Raw genomic sequence first — 12,520 nt, 5'->3', positions numbered from 1 at the left:
AGTTAGCACTCCGTCGTACGGTAGATGGTGTCGATATCGGTTACCCATCGCAACGAGGAGGCACGCATGCCGCAGGACGAAAATCTTGCCGCTGTCGTGTCCAGCGCTGCACAGGACATCGGCAGCTTCATCCGCAGCCAGCGCGAGGCCGCGCAGGTGTCGGTACGGCAGCTGGCCGAGAAGGCCGGCGTCAGCAATCCCTACCTCAGCCAGATCGAACGGGGATTGCGCAAGCCTTCTGCGGACGTCTTGAACCAGATCGCCAAGGCGCTGCGGGTATCGGCCGAGGTGCTCTACATCCAGGCCGGAATCCTCGAGCCGAGCGAGACGAACGAGGTACGCGACGCGATCGTCACCGACACGGCGATCAACGAGCGGCAGAAGCAGGCGCTGCTCGACATCTACACGTCGTTCTGCGCGCAGAACGAGGCCGCTTTGACCGAGGCGGCAGTGGGGATGGCCTTCGGCGAAGCCGAGAAGTCGGACACCTTCGGCGAAGCCGAAAAGTCGGAAACCGTCAGCGAAGCAGACGAGGAGCCGAGTACTGAACACGAGGGCCCTCTGGAAATCCCGCAGATCGCATCAACTCATTCGCAATCCTGACCCGAAAGGAAACCACCATGGCTGAGAAGTCCCAGAACCAGTTCGACATCGACGATCTGAAGGCCCCGCTGCTGGCCGCGGTCGGTGCCGCCGACCTGGCGCTCGAGCGTGTCAACGAGATCGTCGCCGCGCTGCGTGAGCGTGCCGGCGAGGCCCGCACCGACGCCGAGACCCGCGTCGAGGACAGCCGCGCCCGCATCACCCGCCTCCAGGAAGAGCTGCCGTCGCAGTTCGACGACATCCGCGAGCGGCTGAGCTCGGAGGAACTGCGCAAGTTCGCCGACAGCTACGCCGAGGCCGCGCAGACCACCTACTCCAAGCTGATCGAGCGTGGCGAGGCCGCGCTGGAGCGCCTGCGCAGCCAGCCGGGCCTGGAAGAGGCCGCGAGCCGGGTCGAGGGTTACACCGACCAGGCCGTCGAGCTCACCCAGGAAGCGCTGGGCAACGTGGCCACCCAGACCCGCGCCGTGGGTGAGCGCGCCGCCAAGCTGGTGGGCGTCGAGCTGCCCAAGAAGGCCGAGGACGCCGCCGAGCCGGTGAAGAAGACCGCCGAGAAGGCTCCGGCCAAGAAGGCCCCCGCCAAGAAGGCCCCCGCGAAGAAGGCTCCGGCCAAGAAGGCCCCGGCCAAGAAGGTCACCCAGAAGTAAACGACGGAAGTCGACCGGAGGGCGTAACCCGCATAGGCTGTAAAGCGTGATGCTCCAAGGCCTCGTGGGTTACGTCCTCCTCGCGTTGCAGATCGCCGTGCTCGTCGCGGTCGTCTATGCGTTCGTGCACGCCGCGATGCAGCGTCCCGACGCCTACCCCGCGGTCGACAAGCTGACCAAGCCGGTGTGGCTGGTGATCCTCGGCGTTGCCGGGCTGCTCGTGCTCGTGTTCGGTACCAGCGTGTTGGGCATGGTGATCGGATCGGTTGCCGCGGGCATCTACCTGGTCGACGTCCGGCCCAAACTGCTGGAGATCCAAGGGAAGTCGCGGTAGTGCGGCTCGCCCGGCTCGCCGCGGTCGCCATCGCGGGCGGCGTCATGTCCGGCATGCTGTCCGGTATTTTTGCGCCGATCGCCGCGGCGTCACCGCTGGGTGCTCCCGCCGTCGACCACGTCGAATGGGCCAAGTGGGGTGACCTGTCCAGCCTGCGCGTCTACCCGACGCCGGCCGGTCGGGATGCCTCGGCCCGGCCCGGAGCGTCGGCGCAGGCCGGCCAGGTGTGGAACGAGGTGCTCGCGCTGGCTCCGGACGCCGACATTCCCGGCATGTACGAGCAGTTCGCCTGCCACTGGCAGTTCGCCGAACTCTTCGAGCCCGGCAAGGTCAGCTGGAACCTCGAGCCGTGGCGCCCGGAGGTGAGCTACCAGGACATGGTGGCGGCCGGGTGTAATCCGGGCGGCACCGAAGAACCCTTCTGACATGGGCTATACCCGCTCGCAGGTCGCTGCGCTGATCGACCACACCCTGCTCAAGCCCGAGGCCACCGAGGCCGACGTCGTCGCGCTGCTCACCGAGGCGGCCGACCTCGGGGTCTACGCGGTGTGCGTGTCCCCGCCGATGGTGTCGGCCGCGGCCCAGGTTCCCGGCGGACCCGTCGTCGCCGCCGTGGCCGGGTTCCCGTCGGGCAAGCACCTGCCGGGGATCAAGGCCGAGGAGGCGGCCCACGCCGTCGCCGACGGTGCCCGCGAGGTCGACATGGTGATCGACGTCGGCGCCGCGTGCAGCGGTGAACTCGACGTGGTGCGCGCCGAGGTGGCCGCGGTCCGCAGCTCCGTACCGCAGGCGGTGCTGAAGGTGATCGTCGAGTCGGCGGTCCTGCTGGAACGCGGCGGTGAGCCAATGCTCGCCGACATCTGCCGGGTCTGCGAGGACGCCGGCGCGGACTTCGTGAAGACCTCCACCGGGTTCCATCCCAGCGGTGGCGCGAGCGTGCGGGCGGTGGAGGTGATGGCCGGCGTCGTCGGCGGCCGCCTCGGGGTCAAGGCTTCCGGAGGGATCCGCACAGCGCAGACCGCGATCGAGATGCTGGATGCGGGCGCCACCCGGCTGGGGTTGTCCGCCAGTCGAGCCGTGCTCGACGGCCTGGGCTGAGAACCTCTCAGAGGGCGGAGAAAGCGGGACCCGCTCGGAGGCCCGAGAAACGGGACCCGCTCAGAGGCCGGAGAAGCACGGGTCGTCGGTCTGCTTCGGGATCGAGGCGTTCTGCGTGGAGAACCGGCTGATCACACCGCTGTCGGTGACCTGCACCGAGTCCGCGCGGATGTTCATCGGATAGTCCTGGGTGAGCCGCGAGGTGAACGCGTCCAGCGCGGGCTGCACCGCCTCGCGCGGCAGCGTGAACCCGAGCCCCGTCACGTTCTCCACCTGCAGTGAGATGCCGCCGTCGACGACCTCCGGGCGGGCGGTGATGCTGCCCAGCGCGCCCTCCAGCTCGATGGTGCCGGCCCCGGCGTTCGTCGTCACCCCGGTGACGAAGCTGCCGACCAGCGGGATGGCGCCCTGGATCGTCTGCTTGATGCCCTCGGCGCTCCACGTGATGTTCGCGACCAGCGAGCCGATGGACCCGCTCGAGGTCGCCGAGTCCTCCAGACGGACGTCGTTGATGTCGAGATCGACCTTCATGCCCTGGGCGTCCCGGATCTGGTTGCCCGCCGTCTCGATCCGGATGTTCGTGTAGTGCCCCGACGCGTGCTGCAGCAGGAACGGCGGCAGCACCCCGAACGACGCGGTGGCGTCGTCCTGGACGACACATTCGACGACTCCGGCGACCACCGAGTCGGCCCGGTGCCGCGCATACAGTTCGCCGCCGAGCAGACCCGCGAACACCAGCGCCAGCACGATCACCACGACCAGCGCCAGAGACAGCGGGTCGCTGAAGATCTTCTTGAAGCGGGCCTGCACCGAAGAATCCTCCTCGGGGGGAGCAGTGGACGTCGGCGCCGGGCCGTGGCCCGAATAGGCGGGGTCGTAGCCCGGATGGGGTGGGCCGGGCGGGTTGGGCGGGTAGCCCCCCGCAGCCGGCTGCTGCGGCGGGCCGGGCTGCTGGGGCGGGGGAGCCCAGGGATCGGTCACCTGAGCGATTGTGCCTTACCCGGATGAGTGAAATCTGAGCGGTTGGACATGACCGCGACCGTGGTGCGTGCTTTGCGGGCCGCCTCGACGTCCACGTCGTGGATCAGCAGCTGCGGGTCCGGCCCGGCGGAGACGAGGACCTCGCCGAGCGCGGAGGCCACCAGGCTGCCGCCCACCCCGGTCGGCCCGGCCGCGGCGATCTCGTCGCCCGGGTAGGCCTGGCCGACGGCGGCGACGACGCTGGAGGTGTCGATCGCGCGGGCCCTGGCCAGCAGGTTCCACTGGTCGAGCTTGCCCGGACCGGCGCCCCACGAGGCGTGCGCGGTGATCACCTCGGCGCCGAGGTCGGCCAGCGCGATGTAGAGCTCGGGGAAGCGGATGTCGTAACACAGCGTCAGCCCGACGGTCACCGGGCCCGCGTCGCCGTCGACGGTGATGACGACGGGTTCGCGGCCCGGGGCGACGGTCTTCGATTCGCTGAAACCGAACGCGTCGTACAGGTGGATCTTGTCGTAGTGCGTGTCGACGCCGCGGCCGGCGGCCAGCAGCGTGTTGGTCACCCGGTGGTCGGCGTCCCCGTCGGCGGGCCGGAACATCCCCGCCACCACCGTCACCCCGGACCGCTCGGCGATCGCCCGCACGCCGTCGGCCCACCGGCCGTCCAACGGTTCGGCGACCGGCGCCAGTGGAACCCCGAAGCGACACATCGTCGCCTCGGGGAACAGCACCAGCGACGCACCGGCCTCGGCGGCCTCCCGGGTGTGGCGGTCGACCAGCTCGAGGTTGGCCGCCGGGTCGGTGCCGCTGAGGATCTGGGCCAGGGCGATACGCATGCATCCAGCGTAATTACGGCCCCCAGGCCGGCCGGTTGCGCGCCGCGGCCTTGTTGCCGAGCTTGCCGGTACGCACCTGCGCGGCCAGGCTGTCGAGGATCACCCGGGAACTCATCAGCGCGGTCTGCTCGGCCCAGTCGTAGGGCGGGGAGCATTCGACGACCTCGATGCCCGCCAGCCCCGGCTCGGAGACCATCTTGACCAGGTTCAGCGCCTCGCGGGGCAGCAGTCCGCCCGGCTCGGGCCAGCCGGTGCCGGGGACGAAGCCCGCGTCGATGACGTCGATGTCGAAGGACAGGTAGACCGCCTTGGCGTCCTTCCAGGCGGTCTCCAGGGCGATTTCCGCAATTTTTTCTACGCCGACTCGTTCCACGTCGCCGACGGTGATCACTGTCGACTGGCGTTCCCGGCCCACCTTGACGCCCTCGCGGGGGCTCTGCCAGCCGCCGATGCCGATCTGCACCAGGTTGGTCGCCGGGGCGTTCTTGATGTTGGTGGCATGGAACCACGGGGTGGTGTGCATCCGCTCGTCGAGGTCGGTCTCCTGGGTGTCGACGTGGCGGTCGAAGTGGATGATCCCGATGTTGCCGTCCAGGTAGGGCGCCATGCCGCGGATGGTGGGAAAGCCGATGGAGTGGTCCCCACCGAGGACGACGGGCATCACGCCCTTCTGCACCACGTGGGCCATCGCCTGGCTGATCTGGTCGAACGACTTCTCCAGGTTGCCGGGGATGGTGAACACGTCGCCGATGTCGACCATGTTGAGCTGCTCGCGCAGATCCACGCCGGACTCGTAGTTGTACGTGCCGAACAGGTTCGTCGAGCGACGGATGCCCTGGGGGCCGAAGCGGGTGCCGGGCCGGTAGGTGGCGCCTGCGTCGAGCGGCACCCCGAAGATCGCCACCTCGGCGTCGTCGACCTCGTTGACGTCCTCGACGAACGGACATTTGAGGAATGTGCCGCGCTCACCGGCGAAGTGCGGCTTCTCGCCGCGGACGAACGTGGAGATGGTGCGGTCATTGATGGTGGGTGCGGCTTCCAGCCCGTAGCTCAAGCCGCGGTCGATCTCCTCGCGCAGCCGGCGGTCACCGAGCCTGGCTTCGGCCTGCTGGGCCCAGGCGCCCTCGGCGTTGGGCAGATTCGGGTCGGGGGAGTCGGACACGGTGTGCTCCTCACGCGCCGTCTTGTCGCTGACCGGGTACGACGCACCTCGTCCGGGGAACCGGGTCGCCCGACTCCTGCGGCCATTGTCAGCACGGTTGCGAAGCGCTGTCCAGCGGAAACGGAAACACATCGTTAACAGCGCAGGCGACTACGCGTAATGGGCCGGGGTTTGTCTGAACGGGACCCACCTGACGAATGTGGGGCGCGTCTAGGGTTCCGCCGGCCGCCGGCCGGGTCTGGTCCGAGAGACGCAGGCGGCGGGCACCGGAGCCGGTCGTTCCACGGCGGGACAAAAGCCCGGGAGACTCCAGCGTTTCACAGGAGGCTCCGCAAGCATGATTCTTCTCGGCGTAGGCGCCAGCATCGTCGTCGTCACCCTGATCGGACTGGCGGTCGCCCGCCGGGTCGGCGGGGACAGCACCAACTTCCTCGTCGGCGGGCGCAACCTCGCGCTGCCGCTGGTCGGCGCCGCCCTGATGGGGCAGGCCGTCGACACCAACGCCACCCTCGGCAACACGGACCTGAGTTCGGCGTTCGGGTTCTGGGCCGGTGCGGCGCTGCCGCTCGGGCTGGGTCTGTGCCTGCTGATCACCGGCATCTTCTTCGCCAAGCCGATGAACCGGATGGGACTGACCACGCTGCCGGACTACTACCGGCTGCGCTTCGGGCGGCCGGTCGAGATCATGGCCTCGATCCTGATGATGATCGCGTTCGCGATCCTGGTGGCCGGCAATCTGGTGGCCGGCGGATTCCTCTTCGAGTACTTCGTCGGTTTCCCGTACTGGGTGGGCGTGGTGCTGATCGCCGGGATCGTGCTGCTGTACACCGGTGCCGGCGGCATGCTGGCCGACGCCTACACCGCGATCGTGCAGATGAGCCTGATCCTGGTGGCCGCGGTCGCGACGCTGATCTGGGTGACCGTCGCCTACGGGTTGACGATCCCGGAAGGCATGGGGCCGTTCGACTTCGGCCAGCTCTCCGATCCCGCGCAGGGCGCCGCGATCAACTGGGCGACGCTGATCGCGCTGGGCATCGGCGACATCGTCGCGATCGACTTCATGCAGCGCATCTTCTCGGCCCGCTCGCCGGAGGTGGCCCGTCGCGCCTGCTTCGTCGGTGCGGCCGGTGCGGCCGCCATCGGTATCCCGTTCGCGCTGGTGGCGCTGGCCTCGACCGCGATCGTGCCCGAGGGCAGCGACGGTCCGGTGCTGTTCGTGCTGCTCAACGACTTCGCCCCGCTCGGGCTGACGGTCTTGGTGCTCGCCGGCATCGTCGGGGCGTCGATGAGCACCGCCAACGGGGCCATCCTCGGCACCGCGGCGGTGGCGGTGCGCAACGTGGGCAACGTCCGGCGGGTGCACATCGAGGGCAAACAGGACCCGCTGCTGAAGGCCACTCGGTGGGCGATGCTGCCGGTGGCCGCGGTGTCGATCGTGTTCGCGCTGGAGGTGCCGCAGACCGGGATTCTGCTGACGCTGGCGTTCGACCTGCTGCTGGCGTGTCTGATCGTGCCGTTCGTGCTCGGGATGTACTGGCGGCGGGGAACTGCCGCAGCGGCGGTGACGGCGATCGCCGTCGGGTTCGTGGTTCGGATGGCCCTGTTCGCGATGACGCCGACGATTTACGGCGTGGACAACACGATTCTGTACTTGCCCAACGGGATGTTCGACGCCACGTTCGACGGCTACCCGACATTCATCGCGGTTCTGGCCTCGTTGGTGGCATACGTCGCGGTGGCATTGGTTACCCGGCCGGCGACATTGCGGGCCCTGGACATCCAGCTGGCCGACGACCTCGACGAGGCGCTGGCCAGGGCTGACGCCGGGGACGCCGCCGCATTGCGGGCGGCGAAACCCGCCCCCGCCCCCACGCTGACGCCCGCCGCGGGCAGTCTTGCCGGCGCCGCCGACCCGGAAGGCGCACCGACGTAAGCAGCCGCCGCCTTAGCCGCCGCCTTAGCCGGCGACGGGCGCGACGGCCGCCCACGGCACCGTGAGGATGCCGTCGCGCAGACTCCGCCTCGGCGTCGACACCGGAAAGCCCTCGGCGGCAAGCATTTCCACCATCGCGCGCCACCGCGCGCGGGGGCCGAAGACGCCGTGTCCGGCGACTCTGGCCCACGCGTGATCGGCGGCGGACAGCAGCGTGTGGATCGGCTCGCCGGCCACGTTGCGGTGGATCAGCACCTTGGGCAGCCGCTCGGCCAGATCCGAGGGGGTGTCGATGGCGAACGGATCGCACGCCAGCGTCAGGCTCAGCGGGGCCGCGACGTCCAGCAGGATCCAGCAGCAGCGCCGCCCGAGTTCGTCGCAGGTGCCGTCGAGGATCAGTCCGCCCGGCGCCACCCCGCGCTGCATCGCGGCCCACGCGTCGGGCACCGCCTCCACCGGATACTGCCGCAGCACGTTGAACGCACGGACCAGCACCGGACGCCGGCCGGCCAGTTCGAAGCCGCCGAGGGCGAATTCGACCCCCGGCGACGTATCTCCCCGGACGGCGGCCTGACCGGTGCGGACCCGCTCGGGGTCGATCTCGAGGCCGACCACGCGGACGTCGGTGCGCACCTCGCGCAGCCGGTTCGCCAGCTCCAGCGTGGTCACCGGCAGCGCCCCGTATCCGAGGTCGACGACCAACGGGTCGGCGGCGGTCTGCAGCACATGGCGGACCCGCGGATCGTGCACCAGCCAGCGGTCGCTGCGACGCAACCTGTTGTGCCCGGTGGTGCCTCGCGTGATGGCGCCGAGCGGCTGCGGCATAGGGGCGATTCTATGGACCGACTCAGCCGTTCTCGGTGATCCACACCGTGGTGAACCGCTGCTCGGCGATCAGCAACTCCACGAGCTGGTTGCCGATGAAGCCTTCGATCTTGCCGCCCACGAGCGGAATGCGGACCTCGACGGCCGCCTGCACCGCCAACCGCGAGCCGTGCGCCGTCGTCGGGCTCAGTGACAGGTCACCGGTCAGGCCCACCGGCGCCCCGGGGATCGAGCCGGTCACCACGGCGCTGGCCTGACCGCCGCGCACCGGCGTCCAGCTCTCCTCGCGGACGAAGCTGAGGTCACCGCGATGGAACTGGGTGACCACCGCAGGCAGCCGATCCGACCGCAGCGTCTGTGTGGTGCGCACCCGGATACCGCCGTCGGTGCCGACGACCATCTCGTCCAGGCTGGCCTCGTCGGCGCCGGAATCCTGCAGCCGCACCAGCCAGTACTGCTCGTCGCTGAACGCCCGATGGACCTGTTCGACGGTGCCCTCGTACTCGGCGGCCATGTCGAATGAACGCGGCATGGCAAACCACGCTACCGTTACCGCCCGTGGTCACTTCGTCTATCGCGGGCGTGGCGGTCGCCGAGAACGTCCCGGTGGCACCGCTGACCACGCTGCGGGTCGGGCCCGTGGCCCGCCGGTTGCTCACCTGTACGAGCACCGAGCAGGTGATCGCCGCGGTCGCGGCCACCGGACCGGATGCGCTGATCCTCGCCGGAGGGTCGAACGTCGTGCTGGCCGACGACCTGCCTGATCTGACCGTCGTGCGGCTCGCCAACACCGGCATCACCGTCGACGGCGCCGTGCTGCGCGCCGAGGCCGGTGCGGTCTGGGACGACGTCGTCGCGACGTCCCTGCGGCACGGGCTCGGCGGGCTGGAGTGTCTGTCCGGCATTCCCGGCTCGACCGGCGCGACTCCCGTGCAGAACGTGGGCGCCTACGGCGCAGAGGTCGCCGACACCATCCGCCGGGTCAGGCTCCTGGACCGGCACACCGGCGAAGACCGGTGGGCAGCCCCGGGCGAGCTCGGATTCGGTTACCGCACAAGCATTCTCAAGAACACAGCTGATCTGGTGGTGCTCGAGGTGGAGTTCGCGCTCGACGCGGACGGCCGCAGCGCGCCGATCCGCTACGGCGAGCTGGCCACCGCGCTGGGCGTCACCGCCGGCGAACGGGCCGACCCGGGGGCGGTGCGGGCCGCGGTGTTGGCTCTGCGTGGCCGCAAGGGCATGGTGCTCGACGAGCCCGACCACGACACCTGGAGCGTCGGGTCGTTCTTCACCAACCCGGTCGTCACGCGTGCCGAGTTCGAGCGGCTCAGTGCGACCGTGACCGGTCCCGTCCCGAACTACCCCGCCGACGGCGCGGTGAAGCTGGCCGCCGGCTGGCTGGTCGAGAACGCCGGATTCGGCAAGGGGTTTCCCGGGCCGAGTGCCGCTGCGCGGTTGTCCACCAAGCACGCCCTGGCGTTGACCAACCGCGGCGGCGCCACCACTTCGGACATCCTCGCGCTGGCCAGGACCGTTCGCGACGGGGTGCGGGCGGCGTTCGGGATCGAACTCACACCCGAGCCGGTACTGGTGGGGTGCGCGATCTAGGTACTCTGGGAACACGTGAGCCCTGCAGATCCGGTGCCGTACCTGAACCGTCGGCGCGCCCTGGCCGCGTTGGCGGTCGGTGTCGTCGCGCCCGGTGTGCTGGCGGCATGCAGCCGATCGGGTGAGAGCGCGTCGCCCGAGGAGCGCGACGAGCCGGCGAAGCCGCAACTGAAGTACCAGCCGGCCCATTCCGCTGTCGACGTCTCGCCCACCGCCCCCGTCGGCGTCGACGTCACCGACGGCTGGTTCCAGAAGGTGAGCTTGACCAACACCGACGGCAAGCTCGTCGCCGGGGAGCTCAATCGGGACCGCACGTCGTTCACCGTCACCGAACCCCTCGGGTACGGCGCGTCCTACACCTGGGGCGGCACGGTGGTCGGCCAGGACGGCAAGTCGGTGCCGGTCACCGGATCGTTCACCACGATCAACCCGGACACCCAGGTCAACGGCCAGTTCCAGCTGGCCGACGGGCAGACGGTCGGCGTCGCCGCGCCCATCATCCTGCAGTTCGATGCCGCGATCGCCGACGAGGACCGTCCCGCGGTCGAGAAGGCGCTGAGTGTGACCACGACACCGCCGGTCGAGGGCGGCTGGGCGTGGCTGCCCGACGAGGTCGGCGGCTCACGCGTGCACTGGCGCACCCGCGACTACTTCCCGGCGGACACCACCGTGCACGTCGACGCCAAGCTGTACGGCGTGCCGTTCGGTGCCGGCGCCTACGGAGCGGCCGACTCGACGCTGGACTTCACCGTCGGCCGTCGCCAGGTGGTCCGGGCCGAGGCCTCCACCCACCGCATCCAGGTGCTCGACGGGGCGGGCGCGGTGCTCATGGACTTCCCGTGCAGCTACGGCGAAGGGGATCTGGACCGCAACGTCACCCGCAGCGGCATCCACGTCGTCACCGAGAAGTACGAAGACTTCTACATGACCAACCCGGCCGCCGGTTACGCCAACGTGCGGGAGCGCTTCGCGGTCCGGATCTCCAACAACGGGGAGTTCATCCACGCCAACCCGGCCAGCCTCGGCTCGCAGGGCAACAGCAACGTCACCAACGGGTGCATCAACCTGTCCCTCGAGGACGCCGAGCAGTACTTCAACACCGCCATGTACGGCGACCCGGTCGAGGTCACCGGCACCCGCATCCCGCTGTCCTACGCCGACGGAGACATCTGGGACTGGTCGGTGCCGTGGGAGGAGTGGGTCGCGATGTCCGCGCTGACCGACGAGCGGGCCAGCGAGATCCCCGACACCGCACCCGCCACCCCGTCGGGTGCCCCGCAGCCGGTGGACAGCCGCCCCGGCCGGTAGGGCGTTTGTGCGTTCAGACTGCGCTGACGGCGACGAAGTTCGAGTAGACCCCGCGCTGGCTGCAGTCTGAACGGGTTTTCAGCGGTGGTAGGACGGCGGCAGCGGCATCCCGAGCTCAGCCATCACCGCGCGCAGTCGGGTCGGGTAGTCGGTGATGATGCCGTCGGCGCCCGCGGCGATCTGGGCACGCATCGCGCCGGCGTCGTTGATCGTCCACGGCACCACCGTCATGCCGGCGCCGTGAGCGCGGGCGACGAAGTCGGCGTCGGCGACCAGCCGGAAGTCCGGGTCGTCCGGGGTCAGGCCGTAGGGCACCGAATAGCCCGGCGACAAGACGGTGGCCCCGACCTGTTGCGCCCCGGCGATCGGATCGGCCACGTCGGCCGGATCCACCCCGGCCAGCCACGGCGAACCCGGCACCCAGGTGGTGTCGTCCCACAGCGCGACGCGCGGGACGCCGGGTGCCTGCGCGGCGACCAGCGGCAGCGTGCGCCAGTCGAAGCTCTGGATGTCGACCTTGTCGAGTTTGCCGGCAGCCCGGGTGGTCGCCAGGATGACGTCGACGAACTGCTCCGGACTGGCCGACATGGCCGGGTTGTCCGCCTCGATCTTGGTCTCGATGTTGTAGCGCACGCCCGCCCGGTACTCGTCGGCGAGCGCGAACACCTCGGGCAGCGTGGCGATGGTGTTGCCCGCCACCACCTCCGCGTCCGGGTGGTCGGGCAGCAGCTTGCCGCAGTCCAGGGTGCGGATCTGGGGCAGCGTCAGGTCGTGCACGAGCTTGCCGACATAGGGAAACTGCGGGTCGTCCGGTGTGGCGGGCGCGGTGTCGGCGCACTTGGCCGCCTCGATGCGGGGGTCGTGCCAGACCAGCGGCTGGTTGTCGCGGGTGAGCACGATGTCCAGCTCGAGCGTGCTGACGCCCAGCTCCAGCGACTTCGCGAACGCCCGCAGTGATTCCTCGGTGGTTTCCCCACGGCCCCCGCGGTGCGACTGCAGGTCGAAGGCTCCGGGATCGGCCGCGGCGGGCGGAGCGGCGAGCACCGCCCCGGCGACGAGGGACGAGGTGAGCAAGCTGATGGCCCGGCGCATGCCGGCACGATAGCCATCCGCGGCGAACGCCACGCGACGACCAGACGACCACGAGGCGTTGAGACTGCGCTGGCGTCGGAAAAGTGCGAGTGGCAC

14 protein-coding genes and 2 riboswitches are annotated in these 12,520 nt (G+C 69.8%); of the genes, 8 read left to right on the top strand and 6 right to left on the bottom strand.

The window, feature by feature from the left end:
- The first annotated feature begins 66 nt into the window (after nucleotides 1–66).
- From ACEWX3_RS25200 to deoC, 5 genes are read left to right on the top strand one after another with little or no spacing between them, the layout of a single operon-like run.
- Complete coding sequence (locus ACEWX3_RS25200; protein WP_207069435.1) at nucleotides 67–603, top strand: helix-turn-helix domain-containing protein; 537 nt, start codon at nucleotides 67–69, stop codon at nucleotides 601–603.
- A 17-nt stretch (nucleotides 604–620) separates the two neighbouring features.
- Nucleotides 621–1,250 carry a heparin-binding hemagglutinin gene (locus ACEWX3_RS25195; RefSeq protein ID WP_207069434.1) on the top strand — a complete coding sequence of 210 codons (630 nt, stop codon included), beginning with the start codon at nucleotides 621–623 and terminating at the stop codon, nucleotides 1,248–1,250.
- A 49-nt stretch (nucleotides 1,251–1,299) separates the two neighbouring features.
- Nucleotides 1,300–1,584 (top strand): DUF2516 family protein, encoded by a 285-nt coding sequence (locus ACEWX3_RS25190; protein WP_207069439.1) that lies wholly within the window; start codon nucleotides 1,300–1,302, stop codon nucleotides 1,582–1,584.
- A gap of 44 nt (nucleotides 1,585–1,628) precedes the next feature.
- On the top strand, nucleotides 1,629–2,009 hold the full coding sequence (locus tag ACEWX3_RS25185) for a DUF2599 domain-containing protein (RefSeq protein WP_374159952.1): 381 nt from the start codon (nucleotides 1,629–1,631) through the stop codon (nucleotides 2,007–2,009).
- Nucleotide 2,010: 1 nt separating this feature from the next.
- Nucleotides 2,011–2,682, top strand: coding sequence for a deoxyribose-phosphate aldolase (gene deoC / locus ACEWX3_RS25180; RefSeq protein WP_374158026.1), 672 nt, complete (start codon nucleotides 2,011–2,013; stop codon nucleotides 2,680–2,682).
- Nucleotides 2,683–2,742: 60 nt separating this feature from the next.
- Here deoC and ACEWX3_RS25175 read toward each other — a convergent pair whose 3' ends face one another.
- The 3 genes from ACEWX3_RS25175 to ACEWX3_RS25165 are packed head-to-tail and all read right to left on the bottom strand — an operon-like array spanning nucleotide 2,743 to nucleotide 5,658.
- Nucleotides 2,743–3,663 carry a DUF2993 domain-containing protein gene (locus ACEWX3_RS25175; RefSeq protein WP_221349971.1) on the bottom strand — a complete coding sequence of 307 codons (921 nt, stop codon included), beginning with the start codon at nucleotides 3,661–3,663 and terminating at the stop codon, nucleotides 2,743–2,745.
- Nucleotides 3,660–4,496 (bottom strand): carbon-nitrogen hydrolase family protein, encoded by an 837-nt coding sequence (locus ACEWX3_RS25170; RefSeq protein ID WP_374158025.1) that lies wholly within the window; start codon nucleotides 4,494–4,496, stop codon nucleotides 3,660–3,662. The genes ACEWX3_RS25175 and ACEWX3_RS25170 overlap by 4 nt, the downstream gene beginning before the upstream one ends.
- A gap of 13 nt (nucleotides 4,497–4,509) precedes the next feature.
- A complete protein-coding gene (locus ACEWX3_RS25165; protein WP_207066820.1) occupies nucleotides 4,510–5,658 on the bottom strand; it encodes an agmatinase family protein in 1,149 nt (382 codons plus the stop codon).
- Between the two features lie 11 nt (nucleotides 5,659–5,669).
- A riboswitch (guanidine-III (ykkC-III) riboswitch) is annotated at nucleotides 5,670–5,738 on the bottom strand.
- Nucleotides 5,739–5,857: 119 nt separating this feature from the next.
- Nucleotides 5,858–5,966, top strand: a riboswitch (guanidine-I (ykkC/yxkD leader).
- 29 nt (nucleotides 5,967–5,995) lie between these two features.
- Here ACEWX3_RS25165 and ACEWX3_RS25160 point away from each other — a divergent pair.
- The gene (locus ACEWX3_RS25160; protein WP_374158024.1) at nucleotides 5,996–7,591 is read left to right on the top strand and encodes a sodium:solute symporter family protein; all 1,596 of its coding nucleotides are present in this window, start codon (nucleotides 5,996–5,998) and stop codon (nucleotides 7,589–7,591) included.
- A 24-nt stretch (nucleotides 7,592–7,615) separates the two neighbouring features.
- Here ACEWX3_RS25160 and ACEWX3_RS25155 read toward each other — a convergent pair whose 3' ends face one another.
- Together ACEWX3_RS25155 and ACEWX3_RS25150 are read right to left on the bottom strand one after the other, a co-directional pair.
- Nucleotides 7,616–8,416, bottom strand: a complete 801-nt coding sequence (locus ACEWX3_RS25155; RefSeq protein ID WP_374158023.1) for a class I SAM-dependent methyltransferase — start codon at nucleotides 8,414–8,416, stop codon at nucleotides 7,616–7,618.
- A gap of 22 nt (nucleotides 8,417–8,438) precedes the next feature.
- Complete coding sequence (locus ACEWX3_RS25150) at nucleotides 8,439–8,948, bottom strand: DUF2505 domain-containing protein (protein WP_207066817.1); 510 nt, start codon at nucleotides 8,946–8,948, stop codon at nucleotides 8,439–8,441.
- Nucleotides 8,949–8,974: 26 nt separating this feature from the next.
- Between ACEWX3_RS25150 and ACEWX3_RS25145 the strand changes: the two genes are divergently transcribed.
- Together ACEWX3_RS25145 and ACEWX3_RS25140 are read left to right on the top strand one after the other, a co-directional pair.
- The gene (locus ACEWX3_RS25145) at nucleotides 8,975–10,024 is read left to right on the top strand and encodes a UDP-N-acetylmuramate dehydrogenase (RefSeq protein WP_374158022.1); all 1,050 of its coding nucleotides are present in this window, start codon (nucleotides 8,975–8,977) and stop codon (nucleotides 10,022–10,024) included.
- Between the two features lie 15 nt (nucleotides 10,025–10,039).
- The gene (locus ACEWX3_RS25140) at nucleotides 10,040–11,332 is read left to right on the top strand and encodes an Ig-like domain-containing protein (RefSeq protein ID WP_374158021.1); all 1,293 of its coding nucleotides are present in this window, start codon (nucleotides 10,040–10,042) and stop codon (nucleotides 11,330–11,332) included.
- Between the two features lie 78 nt (nucleotides 11,333–11,410).
- Here the strand turns inward: ACEWX3_RS25140 and ACEWX3_RS25135 are convergent, their stop codons facing one another.
- Nucleotides 11,411–12,424 carry a glycerophosphodiester phosphodiesterase family protein gene (locus tag ACEWX3_RS25135; protein ID WP_374158020.1) on the bottom strand — a complete coding sequence of 338 codons (1,014 nt, stop codon included), beginning with the start codon at nucleotides 12,422–12,424 and terminating at the stop codon, nucleotides 11,411–11,413.
- Between the last annotated feature and the right edge of the window lie 96 nt (nucleotides 12,425–12,520).

It is taken from the genome of Mycobacterium sp. G7A2, from assembly GCF_041902445.1.
Lineage (GTDB): Bacteria > Actinomycetota > Actinomycetes > Mycobacteriales > Mycobacteriaceae > Mycobacterium.
Note: the sequence above shows the minus strand (reverse complement) of the source record. Positions and strands in the feature narration are given on the sequence as shown.

Coding starts and splice junctions, on each gene's coding strand:
- ACEWX3_RS25135 (WP_374158020.1), bottom strand. CDS start 12,424: ATGCGCCGGGCCATCAGCTTGCTCACCTCGTCCCTCGTCGCCGGGGCG.
- ACEWX3_RS25200 (WP_207069435.1), top strand. CDS start 67: ATGCCGCAGGACGAAAATCTTGCCGCTGTCGTGTCCAGCGCTGCACAG.
- ACEWX3_RS25190 (WP_207069439.1), top strand. CDS start 1,300: ATGCTCCAAGGCCTCGTGGGTTACGTCCTCCTCGCGTTGCAGATCGCC.
- ACEWX3_RS25185 (WP_374159952.1), top strand. CDS start 1,629: ATGTCCGGCATGCTGTCCGGTATTTTTGCGCCGATCGCCGCGGCGTCA.
- ACEWX3_RS25170 (WP_374158025.1), bottom strand. CDS start 4,496: ATGCGTATCGCCCTGGCCCAGATCCTCAGCGGCACCGACCCGGCGGCC.
- ACEWX3_RS25155 (WP_374158023.1), bottom strand. CDS start 8,416: ATGCCGCAGCCGCTCGGCGCCATCACGCGAGGCACCACCGGGCACAAC.
- ACEWX3_RS25160 (WP_374158024.1), top strand. CDS start 5,996: ATGATTCTTCTCGGCGTAGGCGCCAGCATCGTCGTCGTCACCCTGATC.
- ACEWX3_RS25150 (WP_207066817.1), bottom strand. CDS start 8,948: ATGCCGCGTTCATTCGACATGGCCGCCGAGTACGAGGGCACCGTCGAA.
- ACEWX3_RS25195 (WP_207069434.1), top strand. CDS start 621: ATGGCTGAGAAGTCCCAGAACCAGTTCGACATCGACGATCTGAAGGCC.
- deoC (WP_374158026.1), top strand. CDS start 2,011: ATGGGCTATACCCGCTCGCAGGTCGCTGCGCTGATCGACCACACCCTG.